Annotated in this window: 16 protein-coding genes, 1 pseudogene and 1 riboswitch; of the genes and pseudogenes, 16 read left to right on the top strand and 1 reads right to left on the bottom strand. The window is 37.2% G+C overall.

Annotated elements, in window-relative coordinates:
• The 12 genes and pseudogenes from U8D43_RS14580 to U8D43_RS14530 all read left to right on the top strand — a co-directional run bounded on the left by U8D43_RS14580 (position 1) and on the right by U8D43_RS14530 (position 12,798).
• Complete coding sequence (locus tag U8D43_RS14580) at positions 1-201, top strand: DUF951 domain-containing protein (protein WP_335871910.1); 201 nt, start codon at positions 1-3, stop codon at positions 199-201.
• A 312-nt stretch (positions 202-513) separates the two neighbouring features.
• The gene (gene ychF, locus U8D43_RS14575; RefSeq protein ID WP_335871909.1) at positions 514-1,614 is read left to right on the top strand and encodes a redox-regulated ATPase YchF; all 1,101 of its coding nucleotides are present in this window, start codon (positions 514-516) and stop codon (positions 1,612-1,614) included.
• A gap of 285 nt (positions 1,615-1,899) precedes the next feature.
• Positions 1,900-2,187 carry a 30S ribosomal protein S6 gene (rpsF, locus tag U8D43_RS14570; RefSeq protein ID WP_335871908.1) on the top strand — a complete coding sequence of 96 codons (288 nt, stop codon included), beginning with the start codon at positions 1,900-1,902 and terminating at the stop codon, positions 2,185-2,187.
• Between the two features lie 71 nt (positions 2,188-2,258).
• Complete coding sequence (ssb, locus tag U8D43_RS14565; protein WP_335871907.1) at positions 2,259-2,780, top strand: single-stranded DNA-binding protein; 522 nt, start codon at positions 2,259-2,261, stop codon at positions 2,778-2,780.
• Between the two features lie 47 nt (positions 2,781-2,827).
• The gene (rpsR, locus tag U8D43_RS14560) at positions 2,828-3,064 is read left to right on the top strand and encodes a 30S ribosomal protein S18 (RefSeq protein WP_335871906.1); all 237 of its coding nucleotides are present in this window, start codon (positions 2,828-2,830) and stop codon (positions 3,062-3,064) included.
• A 334-nt stretch (positions 3,065-3,398) separates the two neighbouring features.
• Positions 3,399-3,481: riboswitch (cyclic di-GMP riboswitch) on the top strand.
• Positions 3,482-3,590: 109 nt separating this feature from the next.
• Positions 3,591-4,655 (top strand): annotated as a pseudogene (locus tag U8D43_RS21065) (HAMP domain-containing protein); the annotation flags it as partial.
• Positions 4,650-5,600 (top strand): methyl-accepting chemotaxis protein, encoded by a 951-nt coding sequence (locus U8D43_RS21060; RefSeq protein WP_442893614.1) that lies wholly within the window; start codon positions 4,650-4,652, stop codon positions 5,598-5,600. The pseudogene U8D43_RS21065 and the gene U8D43_RS21060, both read left to right, overlap by 6 nt.
• A 404-nt stretch (positions 5,601-6,004) precedes the next feature.
• Positions 6,005-6,946 carry a YybS family protein gene (locus U8D43_RS14550; protein WP_335871904.1) on the top strand — a complete coding sequence of 314 codons (942 nt, stop codon included), beginning with the start codon at positions 6,005-6,007 and terminating at the stop codon, positions 6,944-6,946.
• Positions 6,947-6,990: 44 nt separating this feature from the next.
• Complete coding sequence (locus tag U8D43_RS14545) at positions 6,991-8,961, top strand: DHH family phosphoesterase (protein WP_335871903.1); 1,971 nt, start codon at positions 6,991-6,993, stop codon at positions 8,959-8,961.
• Positions 8,961-9,410: a 50S ribosomal protein L9 gene (gene rplI / locus U8D43_RS14540; protein ID WP_335871902.1), complete on the top strand. Its 450-nt coding sequence runs from the start codon at positions 8,961-8,963 to the stop codon at positions 9,408-9,410. The genes U8D43_RS14545 and rplI overlap by 1 nt, the downstream gene beginning before the upstream one ends.
• Positions 9,411-9,541: 131 nt before the next feature.
• Positions 9,542-10,906: a replicative DNA helicase gene (gene dnaB / locus U8D43_RS14535; protein ID WP_335871901.1), complete on the top strand. Its 1,365-nt coding sequence runs from the start codon at positions 9,542-9,544 to the stop codon at positions 10,904-10,906.
• 599 nt (positions 10,907-11,505) lie between these two features.
• Positions 11,506-12,798: an adenylosuccinate synthase gene (locus U8D43_RS14530; RefSeq protein ID WP_335871900.1), complete on the top strand. Its 1,293-nt coding sequence runs from the start codon at positions 11,506-11,508 to the stop codon at positions 12,796-12,798.
• A 153-nt stretch (positions 12,799-12,951) separates the two neighbouring features.
• Here the strand turns inward: U8D43_RS14530 and U8D43_RS14525 are convergent, their stop codons facing one another.
• The gene (locus U8D43_RS14525; RefSeq protein ID WP_335871899.1) at positions 12,952-13,995 is read right to left on the bottom strand and encodes an ion channel; all 1,044 of its coding nucleotides are present in this window, start codon (positions 13,993-13,995) and stop codon (positions 12,952-12,954) included.
• Positions 13,996-14,119: 124 nt separating this feature from the next.
• Here U8D43_RS14525 and U8D43_RS14520 point away from each other — a divergent pair, with 124 nt between their 5' ends.
• From U8D43_RS14520 to U8D43_RS14505, 4 genes are all read left to right on the top strand, one after another.
• The gene (locus tag U8D43_RS14520; RefSeq protein WP_335871898.1) at positions 14,120-14,569 is read left to right on the top strand and encodes a hypothetical protein; all 450 of its coding nucleotides are present in this window, start codon (positions 14,120-14,122) and stop codon (positions 14,567-14,569) included.
• 88 nt (positions 14,570-14,657) lie between these two features.
• Positions 14,658-14,960: a hypothetical protein gene (locus tag U8D43_RS14515; protein ID WP_335871897.1), complete on the top strand. Its 303-nt coding sequence runs from the start codon at positions 14,658-14,660 to the stop codon at positions 14,958-14,960.
• Positions 14,953-16,227 carry a glutathionylspermidine synthase family protein gene (locus tag U8D43_RS14510; protein WP_335871896.1) on the top strand — a complete coding sequence of 425 codons (1,275 nt, stop codon included), beginning with the start codon at positions 14,953-14,955 and terminating at the stop codon, positions 16,225-16,227. Before U8D43_RS14515 ends, U8D43_RS14510 begins: the two co-directional genes overlap by 8 nt.
• Positions 16,224-16,637, top strand: coding sequence for a DUF350 domain-containing protein (locus U8D43_RS14505; protein ID WP_335871895.1), 414 nt, complete (start codon positions 16,224-16,226; stop codon positions 16,635-16,637). Before U8D43_RS14510 ends, U8D43_RS14505 begins: the two co-directional genes overlap by 4 nt.
• Positions 16,638-17,106 lie beyond the last annotated feature (469 nt).

Here is a 17,106-nt window from a genome sequence, read left to right as displayed (position 1 = left end):
ATGGAACAAAAAGAATTCCAACTTCATGATGTAGTAGAAATGAAAAAGGCACATCCCTGTGGTGAAAATGCTTGGGAAATCATACGAATGGGAATGGACGTCCGGATTAAATGTGAAGGCTGTGGACATAGTGTGTTAATCCCAAGAAAAGAGTTTTCAAGAAAAATGAAAAAAATACTCAAAAAACATGAAGAAATCTAAAATTAAAAGGCACCGTGATGCGGTGTCTTTTAATTATATAACAGATTAACTGTTCTTAAAAAATAACTTATATTAATAATATAAGTTATTTTTTGTGAAGTGTACAACAATATTTCATACTATATGTTGAGATTCGTTGAGACGTATTAGTTAAGTTTTTACAAAATCTGGTTAGATTTAAGCGTGTACTACTGACAAGTCTTGCCTTGCTCGGTTAGACTTGTATTTTCACTTCTTTCTCTCTATAATTGTGAAAGGTTTACATGAAGAAAATTCCTAATGGAATAGATATAATAATGAGGAGTGACCGAGATGGCTTTAACAGCAGGTATTGTAGGTCTACCAAATGTAGGAAAGTCTACGCTTTTTAATGCAATTACAAAAGCTGGAGCAGAATCAGCAAACTATCCTTTCTGCACAATAGATCCAAATGTAGGTATTGTAGAAGTTCCGGATCATCGTTTAGATAAATTAACAGAGCTAGTAGTACCCAAAAAGACAGTCCCAACTGCTTTTGAATTTACTGATATTGCGGGAATAGTAAAAGGTGCGAGTAAGGGCGAGGGATTAGGAAATAAGTTCCTATCTCATATTCGTCAAGTAGATGCTATTTGCCAGGTAGTTCGTTGCTTTGCGGATGATAATATTACCCATGTATCTGGTAAAGTCGATCCGATTGACGATATTGAAGTCATTAATCTAGAACTAATACTAGCAGATTTAGAAACGGTAGAAAAAAGAATAGTTCGTGTTCAAAAGTTAGCGAAGCAAAAAGATAAAGAGGCTGCATTTGAATATGAAATTTTGGAGAAATTGAAAGAAGCATTTGAAAATGAAAAGCCAGCGAGAACGGTTGAATTCACTGAGGAACAAATGAAAACAGCCAAAGGCTTGCATCTACTAACAATTAAGCCTGTTCTATATGTAGCTAATGTAAGCGAAGATGACATCGCTGACCCATCTGACAATGAGTACGTTCAAAAAGTACGTGCATTTGCTGCAGAAGACAATGCAGAGGTAATTGTTGTATGTGCTAAAATCGAATCTGAAATTGCTGAACTTGATGACGATGAAAAAGCAATGTTTCTTTCAGAGTTAGGAATTGAAGAATCTGGTTTAGATCAACTAATTAGTGCAACATACTCTTTATTAGGCTTAGCAACTTATTTTACTGCAGGTGTACAAGAAGTTCGTGCCTGGACGTTCCGTCATGGAATGAAAGCTCCACAATGTGCAGGAGTAATTCATACGGATTTTGAACGCGGGTTTATTCGTGCAGAAACGGTTTCTTATGACGATCTAGTCCATAATGGGTCTATGACTGCTGCGAAGGAAGCTGGAAAAGTTCGATTAGAAGGAAAAGAATATATCGTAAAAGATGGAGATGTTATTCACTTCCGTTTTAACGTATAAGAAAAAGGTGGCATTTGCCACCTTTTTCTTATGAGGAATTATTGAGAGGTTCCTGCCATGATCCAGCTACAGTGGGTCTGAGGCTCGGGACAAGTGCCAGCCCACTGCGTGAAGCAGGCTTCCCTACGTGTACTGTCATTGTCCTGCCGCCTCAGGCCGACCCACTTCCGCTTTTCTTGTTGCATTACTATTTTCTGTGTGGTATAATTTTTTACTGTGAGTAATAATTTTATTGCTCCTTGCCCTATTGAAGGGCCGCATAGTCCATAAGGAGGTGACTTAAAGATGAGAAAGTATGAATTCATGTACATTATCCGTCCAACTGTTGATGACGAGGCGAAAAAAGCTGTAGTTGAGCGTTTTTCTAACGTTTTGACATCTAATGGAGCGGAAATCATCGAGTCTAAAGATTGGGGTAAACGTCGTTTAGCTTACGAGATTAACGATTTCCGTGATGGTTTCTACCAACTGGTTACTGTTAAATCTGGATCAGAAGCGGTTAACGAATTTGACCGTCTTGCTAAGATCAGCGATGACATTATCCGTCATATCGTAATCAAAGAAGAAGAATAATTCAACCATATTTAATATTAATAGATTTTTTAATGTTTCACGTGAAACATTAATGAAAGGGGTTGATTCTGATGATGAATCGAGTCGTTTTAGTAGGTCGGTTAACGAAGGATCCAGAATTACGCTATACTCCAAGTGGAGCAGCAGTCGCTACATTTACTTTGGCGGTAAACCGTTCTTTCACGAACCAAGCAGGTCAACGTGAGGCAGATTTTATTAACTGTGTCGTTTGGCGTAAGCCAGCAGAAAACGTAGCTAATTTCTTGAAAAAAGGAAGTTTAGCTGGTGTAGATGGACGTGTTCAAACTCGTAATTATGAAGGACAAGATGGCAAACGTGTTTATGTTACGGAGATTGTAGCTGAAAGCGTTCAGTTTCTTGAACCAAAAAATGCGGGTGGAAATACTGAGCAACGTGGAGGAAGTAATTCTTCTTATGGTGGCGGTAGACAAGAAAATCCATTTAAACAGAATCAGAATCAGAATCAACAACCAGACCGCAACAACAATCAAAGCTATACACGCGTAGATGAAGATCCGTTTGCAAATGATGGTCAACCGATTGATATTTCAGATGACGATCTTCCATTCTAAGTTTATGATAGTTGATTGATTTCTAAAAAGTAAAGGAGGTTATTCACATGGCAGGAGCTCGCAGAGGCGGACGTAAGCGTCGTAAGGTGTGTTATTTCACAGCTAATGGAATTATTCACATCGATTATAAAGACGTAGATCTTCTAAAGAAATTTATCTCTGAACGTGGAAAAATTCTTCCACGTCGTGTAACTGGTACGAATGCTAAGTATCAACGTAGACTTACTCGCGCAATTAAACGTGCGCGTACAATGGCACTTTTACCATACGTAACTGGTGAATAAGTATTATTTTAAAAGAGTAGCGAATTCAGTCGCTACTCTTTTTTGTGTTTTTTTATAAGGCTGTTTTCACAAATTTTGTGCATTTTTGTGTCAATATTTAAGCTATGATATAGCTTTGTTTTGAACATCATTTCATTTAATATGTTGTAAATCATCTGTGAGATGGAAGTTTTATTAGAAAATCGAATGAAATAGCCACATGTCTACGGAAAAATATCTTTTAAAAAATATCAATATATATCCTGCAAACTGCAATTTCGTAATAAAGTAGTCATAATTTCTATCAAATTCTACCAAAATTATTTGTGATTTATGATAAAATTGACCTAATACAAATTACATAAGGCAAACTACTTGAAAAGGTGGGACGCAAAGCTACGAGTCTAAAGGTAAACCTATGATCGTCGGGCTGCTATTTTTATAAAAGTAGTGGCTATCTCTTGATCGAGATGGCTTTTTTGAAAGTAAAATGGCTTTTTGTTTAGTTCTAGCAACCTAGTGTTTCACTTAAGGAAGGGGAAAAAATGTGTTTAAATCAATAAAAATAAAATTAATAGCACTTATTTCGTTAGTATTTATTGTAGCAATCGGAGCAATTATCACTTTTGCGGGGTGGCAAACAAAGGTGAAAACGGAGAAAAATGCGGTACAGCAAGCAGAAACTCTTGTAGGGCAGCTTAGTCAAAACATCCAGCTGTTTCTGAAGCAGTATGAACATGGATTAGATCAGTTTGTTTATACGGATACTGTGAAAGCGTTTGCTCAAATTCAAGCAGATGAGAACGTCCGAGGAAATTCTTATGTTGAAGAATTGGCTAAGATTAATGGCGATTTTGAAAACTACTTAGATTTATATGAAGAAGCGCTTCATATCTACGTTGTGACACCAAATAATAAAATAAATAGCGTACCTAAAGTAAATATGAGTGAAGATCAAACTAAATCTGCTTGGTATGTTAATGCAGAGAAAGCAAAAATTCGAGTGGTTTGGGGTGAGCCTTATTACCATGAGAAAAAACAAGAATATATTTTGACCGCTTCAAAAGCGATAACAGTGAATGGAAATGTTGTTGGAGTTGTTGGAATAGATATTAGTCTATCCAAGCTTACAGAAAAAATATCAGCCACGGACATTGGATTTCAAGGGTTTCCTTTTATGCTTTCAGAAACGGGCATTGCTATTATTCATCCTACCAGTCAGGGAGAAGATTTAACTACTCACTCTTTTATCCAAAATCTGTATAAGTCTGAAGGGTTAGCTGGGAAAATGAATTACACACTTGAAGGAGACCAGAAATTAATGGTGTTTGATACGATTCCAGGAACCGGTTGGAAAGTAGGAGCTTCCTATTCAATGGAGGACTTGAAAGCTGTAGCTGATGAAATAGTTCAGTCTATTCTCTGGATTTCGTTAGTCACTTTGGTTGGGTCAATTGGAATCGTCGTACTTGTGTCTCGAACCTTAACAAAGCCTCTCACCCGCTTGAAGAATTCTGTTAACCAGGTAGCGTCGGGAGATTTAACCGAAAGAGTCTTGGTGAAATCAAAGGATGAAATCGGTCTTCTTTCTTCTAGTTTTAATCATATGGTAGACAATATGGAAGAGGTATTGCAACTTGTTAATACATCTGTAAATGATGTGAGAAATTCAGCTGAAAATTTAAGTGGGATATCAGAGGAAACGAATGCCTCTAGTGAGGAAATGGCTCAAGCGGTCATTGAAATTGCAGCAGGGGCATCTAAGTCTGCTGAAGACGCTGAGCTGACCAATCAGCAATCCCTTCGATTAAGCGAGCAAATTAATGAGCTCTCATTGAAGGCACGTAATATGTCCTTGGTTGCAGCAAACGCAGAAAAAACGAATCAAATAGGGAGGGAGCAAATGAATATGCTTCAAGATTCCTATCACTCTTCACAAAATTTGATTGGAGATATGTTTGGTGTTATTAAAGAGTTAGCTGAGAAAGTGACATCTATTGAGCATGTCATTAAAACCATTACAGACATCTCTACACAGACCAACTTGTTAGCTCTAAACGCTAGTATTGAAGCAGCACGAGCAGGTGAACATGGGAAAGGATTTGCTGTTGTAGCGGATGAAGTCAGAAAGCTTGCAGAACAAACCGTTGCAGCAACGGAAGAGGTGAAAATTACGATATCACAAATACAAAAAGGCTCAAACTTAGCTGTAACGAAAATGGATGATACGAAAGAGATTTTTGAGGAACAATTCGGAGTTGTAGAAGGAACTAATCAAGTTTTTGAAAAAATATCGTCATTTATTTTGGAAATTGAAGCGTCTGTTTTGCAAATGGATAGTGAAATTGAACAAGTAGCAGAACAAAAAAGTGAAGTAATAGCTATCGTTCAAACGATGGCCGCTCTTGCAGAAGAGACAGCAGCATCTTGTGAACAAATGAGTGCTTCTACAACAGAACAAGTAAAAGCGATTGGAACTGTTACTTCTTCAGCCGAAGATTTAACTGAATTGAGCCAACTGTTAAAGAAAGCGATTGAGCGGTTTAAATTACAGTAGGGCTGGAAAAAAGTGAATTGGTTCCTTTCGTATGCTTTGTTGCTCTTGTTACAAAGATAAAACAGGCAGTAAGGTTTTCTTGATTGATTTCCTGCTTTTCATCTAGAAATGAAGAGTTTTTCAATAGGAAAGGCTGTTATCGCAAAGATTGTGGCTTTTTGAATTAGTCCCTATTTCGTGATGAAAAGAGATTGTAGTCATACAAGTCGAAGGTTTTATTCTTATTTGAAAATCCACAATCCTTGTATAAAGCTATTCTTCTTTCAATCTTACCTTAATCATGATAGTTTAAAGAGGGTGTCAACTGACATCCTTTTCTATTTATAGAAAACCATCTAAGTGACTTGAAGCCTAGAGGATTCAGGTCTAAAATGGAAACATATTGATTAGAAAGAGAGTGGTTCTTGTTGTATAAAACGAAAGGAATTACTGAGGGTGCTATTTTAATTGCTGCTTTTGTAATTCTTCTGTTTATAACTTTGTATATTCCAATATTAGGAGCGATTACTAGCTTGTTTATGGTTTTACCGTTTATTCTTTATAGCAGTAAATATCCACTAAAATATAGTTTAATGCTCTTGGCTGCTTCAATTGGACTCGCCCTTATTATTGGGAATATCTTAGCATTACCCGTTGCTATTTTTGCTGCGTTTATTGGAATACTGATGGGCTGGCAAATTCAATTAAAGCAACCGAAAATTATGATTTTATTGAGCTCTACCGTGTTATTTTTAATCATCTTTAGTTCTCAATACGTCATTTCTGTATTGTTTTTAGAGATGAATTTTGTTACCGAACTATTTGCTTTGCTAAGTGAATCCATTCAACAGTCCATCAAGTTTATGGAAATGATTGGTCAAACTCCAGATGAAAAAGTAGTCGAAAAAATGAACGAAATGGTTTCTTTAACGAGCACTTTAATTCCGAGCATTTTCGTCCTTGTGTCGGTGATGTCCGTATTTCTTTCAATGTTGATAAACTTTCCAATCGCTAGACGTTTAGGGGTAAATGTGCCAAAATTTCAACCTTTCCGCGAGATGGTGCTACCAAAAAGTATCTTATGGTATTATTTAATCACCCTAATTGTCAGCCTTCTTATTCCATTTGAGAAGGGAAGTTTCAGCTATATGGCATTTATGAATGTATCTTTTATTCTACAGTTCTTATTTTTACTTCAAGGGTTCTCATTCATTTATTTTTGGAGTAGTCTTCAAAAGTGGCCCAAAGCCGTTCCAATTACTTTGACAATTTTTGTGCTAATCTTTGCTCCATTGCTTTATATTATTCGTTTATTAGGTATAATTGATTTAGGTTTTAATTTAAGACAGCGCCTTCAACAAAAATGATTTTAGCCTTTGCTGTAAAAGTATAAGTTTTAGGAGCTGAAAGAATGTTATTGCATTTTAAGAAGCGTATTATTCGCTATCCTATTTATGGATTGATGATGATTACCGCTTTTCTACTATTGGTTGTGGTATTTTACAATTGGTGGTTAGCAGCCGTAGGATTAATTATTTATAGTGCCGTGTTTTTTCTGATCTTATTTGTAGAGAGAAATGATTATCGAGCGACTGAAGAGTATATCTCTACGCTTTCTTATCGAGTAAAACGTGTCGGTGAAGAAGCACTAATGGAAATGCCGATTGGTATTATGCTAATAAGTGATGAGTATTTTATCGAGTGGACAAACCCTTTTGTTGCGGCCTGCTTTCATGAGAACTCCGTTGTGGGACGTTCCCTTTATGATGTGGCTGAGGAATTGGTACCATTAATTAAACAAGAGGTTGAATCCGAAACGATTACTTTAAACAAACGTAAGTACAATGTCATTTTTAAACTAGAAGAAAAACTGTTATACTTTTTCGATATAACAGAGCAAACTGAAATTTCAGAGCGCTACCAAAACGATCGTACAGTTATTTCGATCATCTTTCTGGATAATTATGATGAATTGACCCAAGGAATGGATGACCAAACCCGAAGTAGCATGAATAGTCTTGTGACCTCACTTCTAAATAAATGGGCGAAGAATTCCGGTGTATTTCTAAAACGTATTTCACAAGAGCGGTTTATTGGTGTATTTAATGAGCAGATTTTAAATACATTAGAAGAAGAAAAATTCGCGATTTTAGATGAAATTCGAGAAGAAACCTCGAAGCAACATGTGCCACTAACGTTAAGTATCGGGATTGGAACAGCCGTTTCCTCTTTACCAGAGCTAGGAACCCTCGCACAATCTAGTCTAGACCTCGCACTAGGACGCGGTGGCGACCAAGTTGCGATTAAGCAAGCAAATGGAAAAGTAAAGTTTTTTGGTGGTAAAACGAATCCGATGGAAAAGCGAACTAGGGTAAGAGCACGAGTGATTTCCCACGCACTAAAGGAATTGATTATCGAGAGTGATAAAGTCATCGTGATGGGTCATAAACATCCGGATATGGATGCAATTGGAGCCTCTATAGGGATTCGTAAGGTGGCACAGCTTAATCAACGTGAGGGTTATGTAGTTATTAATAGCACTGATATTGATAATGGGGTAAGAAGGCTTATAGAGGAAGTAAGAGCATATCCAGAGCTGTATTCACGCTTTATTTCATCAGAAGAAGCGTTAGAAATGGCAACGGAAAACACATTATTGGTAATAGTCGATACGCATAAACCATCCCTTGTTATTGATGAAAAGCTGTTAAATCGTGTCGAAAAGAAAATTATCATTGATCATCATCGTCGCGGGGAAGATTTTATTAAAAATCCGTTGCTTGTGTATATGGAGCCCTACGCTTCATCGACAGCTGAACTTGTAACCGAACTATTAGAATATCAACCAAAGCATGAAAAAATCAATATGCTCGAAGCGACGTCTTTGTTGGCAGGAATTATTGTGGATACCAAAAGTTTTACCTTACGTACAGGTTCCCGGACGTTTGATGCAGCCTCCTATTTGCGTGCACAGGGAGCGGATACAGTTTTAGTGCAGAAATTCCTAAAAGAAGATGTTGATACATATATTGCTCGGTCAAAAATCATCGAGACAGTAAATTTTCCGTATGAAGGTATCGCCATTGCCAAAGGAAATGACGATTTATTGTACGACCCCGTTCTTATCGCACAAGCCGCAGATACATTATTGACGATGGATGAAGTTATTGCTTCCTTCGTGATTGGAAAGCGCGGCGAAGAAGTTATGGGTATTAGTGCTCGCTCATTAGGAGATATAAATGTCCAAATTGTCATGGAAAGTTTAAATGGCGGTGGCCATTTAACCAATGCTGCAACACAACTAGATGATATGACAGTAAATCAAGCGGAAAAGTTACTTCTGCAAGCCATTAACGAATATTTTGAAGGGAGAAATGAATAATGAAAGTTATTTTCTTGAAAGATGTAAAAGGTAAAGGGAAAAAAGGAGAAGTGAAAAATGTTGCGGATGGTTACGCGCATAATTTTTTATTGAAACAAGGATTAGCAGCAGAAGCTACAAATGCTGCCATCAGTAAGTTAGAAGGCCAAAAAAACTTACGTAAGAAGAAAGAACAAGAAGAACTAGAAGAAGCAAAACAATTAAAAGAGACACTTGAAAAATTGACTGTTGAAATTAAAACAAAATCAGGTGAAAGTGGTCGTTTATTCGGTTCCATTACGACAAAACAGATTGCTGAAAGACTTCAAAAAGAACACAAAATTAAAATTGATAAGCGTAAAATGGAGCTTGAAGATGCAATTCGTTCTCTAGGATATACGAATGTTCCGGTTAAGTTGTATTCATCTGTAACAGCCACGTTGAAGGTACATGTTACGGAAGAAAGTTAAATTTTCCAAATCTATTTTGGCAAGAACATGGTACAATAGAGTACCTGATGAGAAATGTGATCTTCTATAGGTCACATTTTTTCTATGAAAAAGAATCGAATTTCTTCTTCAATAAGAGGAGGTTACTATAGATGAATGAGTTATTTTCTGATCGTGTGCCACCACAGAATATCGAAGCTGAACAAGCGGTGTTGGGGGCTATTTTTCTTGAACCTCAATCCTTAATCCTTGCCTCAGAAATGCTTCTGCCAGAGGACTTTTACCGTGCGTCCCATCAAAAGATTTTTGCGGAGATGCTAAAATTAAATGATGTGGGAAAAGCAGTCGATTTAATTACTGTTACAGAATCGTTATCTACTATAAAAGAGCTTGAGGATGTTGGGGGCGTAAGTTATTTAAGTGAGCTTGCTGGATCAGTTCCGACAGCCGCAAATATTGAATACTATGCACGAATTGTAGAAGAAAAATCGCTTTTACGTCGCTTAATTCGAACGGCAACAAATATCGCTCAAGATGGCTTTTCACGCGAAGATGAGGTTGAAAGCTTATTAAGTGAAGCTGAAAAAAATATTATGGAAGTCGCTCAGCGCAAAAATGCAGGAGCATTTCATGACATAAAAGACGTCTTAGTGAGAACGTATGATAATATCGAAACCTTGCATAACCGAGTTGGAGATGTAACCGGTATTCCGACAGGGTTTCTTGAATTGGATCAGATGACTGCTGGGTTTCAGCGCAATGATTTAATTATTGTCGGGGCTCGACCTTCTGTTGGTAAAACAGCCTTTGCTTTAAATATTGCTCAGAATGTGGCAACAAAGTCTGACGAGAATGTGGCAATTTTTAGTTTAGAGATGGGAGCAGAACAACTCGCTATGCGTATGTTGTGTGCTGAAGGGAATATAGACGCCCAAAGGTTACGTACTGGCGCTCTTAATGATGAAGATTGGCGCAAACTGACGATGGCTATGGGGAGTCTATCTAATTCTGGTATATATATTGATGATACGCCAGGAATTCGAATTAATGAAATTCGTTCGAAATGTCGCCGCCTTGCACAGGAAGCAGGTCTCGGGATGATTTTAATTGATTACTTACAATTAATTCAAGGATCAGGACGTTCAGGAGAAAACCGCCAACAAGAAGTATCTGAAATCTCGCGGGAATTAAAATCATTAGCGCGTGAATTGAAGGTGCCGGTTATTGCGCTTTCTCAGCTATCTCGTGGAGTAGAACAACGTCAAGATAAACGACCAATGATGTCGGATATCCGAGAATCAGGTAGTATAGAGCAAGATGCGGATATCGTGGCTTTTTTGTATCGAGATGACTATTATGATAAAGAATCAGAAGCAAAAAATATCATTGAAATTATCATTGCCAAGCAAAGGAATGGTCCTGTGGGAACGGTTTCGCTTGCGTTTGTAAAAGAATACAATAAATTTGTCAATTTAGAACGAAGATTTGATGATGCAGGAACTCCTCCTGGGGCATAGTAAAAGAGACCGATATAATCGGTCTCTTTTTTCCTTGAGAAGAAAGGGTAATTTAGTAAGTGTTATTATGTCTAGATCTAGGCGTATTTCGAATTTTTAGTTCATTACGAATATAAATGATGTGAGGTATGAACGGTAGCCAATAGAGGAAGGGAGAATGGTGGTTAAAATATCCCTTTAAGAGGAGATTGTTTGAAGGGTGCTAAAAAGGACCTATCAGAGCCAGACCCTTATCTTTCTATTTGGTTCCCTTTAATCAGACTGTTTTCCTAAAGTTTGTTGCTTTTCGAGCCAGACTACGGTGAAATAGATTTATTTCAGGGCATTTTTTCGTCTATTTTTGAGGGGAATCACAGCAAAATGGAGGATTCCAGCTGAAATTTGCCAAAGGAGCCCACTTAAAAGTAAATTCATTTGCAAAAATGTATATGGAAATAATTTTCAACAAAAATATTGGTTATAATAGGATATACTTAACGAACAAAAAGTTTCAAAAAATAAATAATGTTCGTGTTTAAGTTGACTTTCTCAAGTTATCACTGTTAAAATGAACTTGTTTGAAAAAAATGGTGAAAAGGACCATTCGGAGGTGCTTACATATGTCATCAGTAGTAGTTGTTGGAACACAATGGGGAGATGAAGGAAAAGGAAAAATTACGGACTTTCTCTCTGAAAATGCAGAAGTCATCGCAAGATATCAAGGTGGAAATAATGCTGGTCATACAATCAAGTTTGACGGTGAAACATATAAACTACATCTCATCCCTTCAGGTATATTCTATAAAGACAAAACATCTGTGATCGGCAACGGTATGGTTGTTGATCCGAAGGCGCTAGTAAAAGAATTAAAATATTTACATGATCGTAATATCTCGACCAAGAACTTACGAATTAGCAATCGAGCTCATGTTATTCTTCCATACCATTTAAAACTTGATGAAGTGGAAGAAGAACGTAAAGGAGCAAATAAAATTGGCACAACTAAAAAAGGAATTGGTCCTGCGTATATGGATAAAGCCGCAAGAGTAGGGATTCGAATTGCTGATCTACTAGATCGTCAATCCTTCGAAGAAAAACTGGCGCGGAACTTAGAAGAAAAAAATCGTTTGTTAGAGCGTTTTTACGATACAACCGGTTTTACAATGGATGAAATTCTAGATGAATATTACGAATATGGTCAACAGATTGCACCTCAAGTTGTAGATACATCAGTTGTGTTAAATGATGCTTTAGATGAAGGACGTCGAGTTTTATTTGAGGGAGCACAAGGTGTGATGTTGGATATTGACCAAGGAACATACCCGTTCGTCACCTCTTCAAATCCTGTCGCAGGTGGAGTCACAATTGGTTCTGGTGTGGGTCCAACGAAAATTAATCATGTGGTCGGTGTTTCTAAAGCCTATACAACTCGTGTTGGTGATGGCCCATTCCCGACAGAGCTTGATAATGAAATTGGTCATAAGATTCGTGAAGTCGGTCGTGAGTATGGCACAACAACCGGTCGCCCACGTCGTGTAGGATGGTTTGATTCAGTGGTCGTTCGACATGCTCGTCGAGTTAGTGGGCTAACCGACCTTTCATTGAATTCGATTGATGTATTAACTGGAATTGAAACATTGAAAATATGTGTTGCTTACCGATACCAGGGCAAAGTAATCGATGAGTTCCCAGCAAACCTAAATATTCTTGCGCAATGTGAGCCAGTTTATGAAGAGCTTCCTGGTTGGACTGAGGATATTACTTCTTGTGAAAATTTACATGAGTTACCTGAGAATGCACGTCACTATTTAGAACGTGTTTCACAATTAACTGGTATTCCACTTTCGATATTCTCAGTAGGTCCAGATCGTTCACAAACAAATGTGGTAAGAAGTGTTTGGAGTTCAAACTAAAAGACTGTTTTCGCAAAGTTTGTGGCTTATCGAATCCGTTTATTTTTGCTGGAAATCAACAGGGAAATGAAAGATTTAATTAAAAATATGATGAACTAGCCACAATGTATACGAAAAGAGCCAACTAAAAAAAGACAAAAAAACGCAAACAACTTAGTTGTTTGCGCTTTTTTTTGCTTTTTTAATTCGCTCATACGTGTTATCGTTACACACAATAAAGAGAGTATCTTGTAGCGATAAAGGTTTATCTGAGGCAGAAGTAAAATCCATTTCATCGTTTACCGCGATAAGGGCCGCTCCTTGTTGAAATAAAAACATGGCTGCTTCTTGATAGGTTTTCCAGGAGGATATAGGCTTTATTTCGTGAATGTTATTGCCGAATTTTTTACTAAGAAGCTGACGAAATATCAAAGTGGCACCTGGATGTAGCGTAGCTTTGGCCATTAAGAGCGAAACGCCATCATTAGACATAATAAAATCATCTACATTGATATGATTAAACGCACTAATATGCTTCTCTTCATTGATTTCAACAACTGTATGAATATTTTTCTGGTATTTAACGGAAATCGATTCAACAGCTGAGGCGATGAGAAGTGTTCTGCCATCCGCTAACATCGGATCCTTAATATTTCCATCCGCAAAAATAGCCACTCGTTTAGATTTAGTGATATTCGCTTTCATCAGCGTATTCTCGTCAGATGGTTCTCCTTGAATGTAGTGAACTTGATCATGATCCATGGGCGTTTCTTTTAGTGTTTCAATGAGAACAATTTCAGCATGTGGTTCATGAGCAAAAATTTCATTGATTGCTTGTTCTGTTTTTTTAGACCAGCCTATGTAAATATAGTGATTGCTTTGCTTATACACGATTTTCCCCTCCATTTTCAACCGTCGAAATGTGTAAATCGCGTCGACGTTTTTCCCAATCAGAAGACCTAAAACACCAATTCCAAAAATAAATAAAAACATGCCTAACCAGCGTCCAATTATCGTTGTTGGATAATAATCACCATAGCCAACGGTTGTAAGGGTCGTCATCGTCCACCACAGACTATCAAATAAAGTTGGAAAGGTTTCTGGTTCCACCCAGTGGATCGTCAGAGTGCCAAAAACGACGACAAGGATCGATAATAGGAGTGCGACACTAAATTCTACTTTGGCAAGATGTTTCCAAAATCGTAATAAAAAATTCAAAGACGTTCCTCCTTTCTGCCCTGCCTCTCTATTTTACCTAAAACTTGAAACTTCTTTCCAGAGAAATCGTATATAATAAGAAAATAAACAGAATATGAATCGTAAAAAATGAAAGGAGTGGCAAATGAAACGACCCATTCTTGAGTATCGTCTAATGAAAAGTCATGAAAATTTTGAACCTCTCTATCATTATGAGCAGATTGAGTTAGAGCAAATCTTAGCAAGAAGAGAATGTGAATTTTTCATTAAAGAAGGTATAACCTATCAGCAAATATCTTCTGCTATAGAAGATGATATTACGATTATTTATGTGAAAAAATATGAAGAAGATCCATTTGAAAATGTAGGAACAGAAGAAGGGATTTTTTTAGAGTATCGTGAGCTAAATAACCGAAAAGATCATCCCTTAATTAAAAAAGAAGTGCATTCATGGCACCTAGAAATTCTTCATGTAATAGGGACGGTCTATCATTATCTTGAGAACATGGAATGGGAACGTGATTCTGCTGAAATTGACGAGGATCGTAGGACATATGTGCTTTATATGAAGCCTACAGGATTTTCACTAACCTAAAAAACTGTAGACACTAACTAAAAGAGGCCTCAGTATAAAGGGGATTTGGTCAGGTAAATCCAATCAATCTGAAAAGGAGGACAGAATTGTGAAAAAAACCAAAAAATTGATGTCAGGTGTCGTTGCCGCTATGACGGTATCCTTAGCAGCTTGTGGATCAGACCTTCCACCTGAGCCGACCGGAACAGATTGTGATGATTGGGACTGGGATGAAGAAACCGGAACGTATTATTGCGATGATGATTCTTCTGCTCATTATCTTGGTTATTATTATGCGGGTAAACTTTTTAAAAACAAATCTAGCCTAAAAAAATCATCAGCTTACAAGTCCTATAGTAAAAGTTATCAATCTGGAATTGGAAGTGGAACAAAGGGTGGTTTTGGTGGTTAGCGAAAGAACAAAATTTTTTTTAACCATTCCAGATTTTTGGCCGGATTTATTTGGTGAAGAATACTCCTTATTAGATATCAAGCTAGAGACAGAGGAGCGGATACGACAAATCCGTACTGCGTCCAAAAGAGTGGGACAGATTTATCGAAAAACCCTTCCTTTACTACAGAATATGGAGGACGATTCCCTTCTTCAACTAGGTATACCAGAGGAAGCGATCCCCTATGTCCGTTTGAACACAAGTCAGTTAATGACCTTAATTGGAAGAATGGATTTTGTTGTTACAGAGAATGATATCAAGCTACTAGAATTTAATACGGATACCCCCACTTTTATGAAAGAAACCTTTCATGTAAATGGACGTGTCTCTGCTTATTTTAAGGAAAGAGATGCAAATGAGGGATTAGAACAGTTACTTATGAAATCTCTGCAAAGGGGAATATTGGAGGCTTGTCAACGGACGGAAACTCTCTCTCCCATAATTGTTTTTACTTCTCATGAGGATCATCCTGAAGATTATTACACAACGAAATACTTACAAGAATTATGTGACCTTCCTTCTCACTTTATTCCCCTCTCTAAGTTAAAAGTCTTAGCTGAGGATATTGTCGACAATGGCAAATTGGTTTTAAAGAGAGGAGCATATACGCCAGATGGCGAGCGGATTGATGTCTTATATCGACCAACGTATCCAATTGAGCATCTGATAGACGACCGAGAAGTAACAACAAAAGAAAGGGTAGGTGTTAAACTTCTACGTTTAGTGGAAGAAGAAATGCTTATCCTATTAAATCCGCCCTCTGCCTTTCTCTTGCAATCAAAAGCTGTTCAAGCTGTGATTTGGGGACTTCATCAAGAAAAACAAGCTTTTTTTTCATTGGAAGAACACGGTTGGATTCAGGACTATTTTTTGCCAACTTATTTAGAGGAAGAACCTTTTTTAGTGAAAAAAGAACAATTCGTGCGCAAACCCGCTTTCGGAAGAGAAGGAGACTCTATCGTAATATTTAATGAGAATGGAAAAAAAGTAGTGGAAGATAAGCAAAAAACCTATACTTCCGCCCTCTCTGTCTTTCAAAAATTTGCAAATCTTCCTCAATATACGATTCAAACAGCCAAAGGAAAAAAGAAAGTACATCTATTATATGGATGCTTTTATGTGCACAATATGCCCATGGCGATTGGTATACGCGCGGGAGGACTTATTACGGATAATCATTCCTATTTCTTGCCGATAGGAATTCAAGACGAAAGGAGATTAACATGACCTATATTTCATTTGAAGCATTTTTAAACTTTTTAGCCCATCTTGGAACAGGATTTGGCCTTATTTTATTAGGTCTACTAGTCTTTTCATTTACAACAAGCTTTTCAGAAAGACAGCTGATAAAAGAGGGGAATCTTGCTGTTGCTTTAAAATTATGGGGGAAAACAATTGGACTTGCGATTATCATTTATACTGTTTGGGCAGGAAGTGTGAATCTTTTAGATGCGTTTATTTGGGGGATAATTGGGATTATTGCTCAAGTAGTTGCGTATTATATCATTGAATATCTCCTAACCCCTAAAACACATTTAGCAAAAAAAGTAGAAGAAGGAAATATTGCTGTCGGATTTAGTTTATTTGCTGCCGGAATCGTCGTAGGAATTATTGTTGCGGCAAGCTTAACGTATTAACAGGCGTATTAATGGAAACGGACTAAAGCAAGGTCTGTTTCTTTTTATTAGGCTCTTTTCGTCTACTTTGTTGCTATCGGAATAAAGAAAAAACAGGCAGTAAGTTTTTTTGACTGATTTCTTACTTTTTATCTAGAAATGGAAGAAGTTTTTATTAGGAAAAGAGCACGAAGTCATACAAATCAGGGGATATATTCCTATTCGAAAAGCCACAACCTTTACGAAAACAGCCTTATATTAGGCTCTTTTCGTCTACTTGGTGGTTAGTTTATCTGATTTTTGATTAAACCTACCAATTCACTGTCGATTTCCATCAAAAATAGACGAAAAGATGACCAGAAGCAAAACTAGATCACCGTTAATAAACTGGTTCGAATAGCAACAAACTTTGTAAAATAGCCTTTTACAGTGTTGAATTTTTAGAGTAGTACCAAAGGAATAGGGAGTAAATTGTCGAAAGTGGTGAATT

The organism is Bacillus sp. 2205SS5-2 (genome assembly GCF_037024155.1).
Classification (GTDB): Bacteria; Bacillota; Bacilli; order Bacillales; family Bacillaceae_K; genus Bacillus_CI.
The sequence above is the reverse complement of the archived record's forward strand: the minus strand, read 5'-3'. Positions and strand labels throughout refer to the sequence as shown.